Source organism: Acinetobacter sp. A47 (genome assembly GCF_000805455.1).
GTDB lineage: Bacteria > Pseudomonadota > Gammaproteobacteria > Pseudomonadales > Moraxellaceae > Acinetobacter.
Genome location: NZ_JSUS01000003.1, coordinates 1 through 420 on the forward strand (window position 1 = coordinate 1; position 420 = coordinate 420).

At 28.6% G+C, this 420-nt stretch carries 1 protein-coding gene; it reads left to right on the forward strand.

Features of this window, described 5'->3' with window-relative positions:
* A partial coding sequence (locus OC23_RS19125; RefSeq protein ID WP_038342628.1) for an ABC transporter permease occupies positions 1-420 on the forward strand: 420 nt, incomplete at both ends.

The window sequence follows — 420 nt, forward strand, 5'->3', positions numbered from 1 at the left end:
GCATTAGAAGAAAAAGAGGCAACTAAAATCTTTAGTACTGAAAATCCTGTTGGAAAGACTTTGACAACTTTTGATGGCAGAAAAATGCCTATTTATGGAGTTTTTAAAACAAACAAGTATACTAGTTTTCAACCTAAAATGGTTGTTTCAAATATCTATACGCGTTTAGAAGACACAAAAGATCAATGGGGAAATTATGGTTCGGGATTATTTATCAAATTAAAAAATACTGCTGATAAAGAAGAAGTTGAAAAATTAGGAACACAACTTTTTTATGAAAATAATACTTTAAAAAATGCTAAAAACGAAGGAATACCTTTAAAAGAATTTGTAAAGATTTATGAACCAGTAACAGTAAAGTTTCAATCATTAAACGACTCAAGATTAAATGCAAAAGTTTCTCGATTACCAGAAGGAATG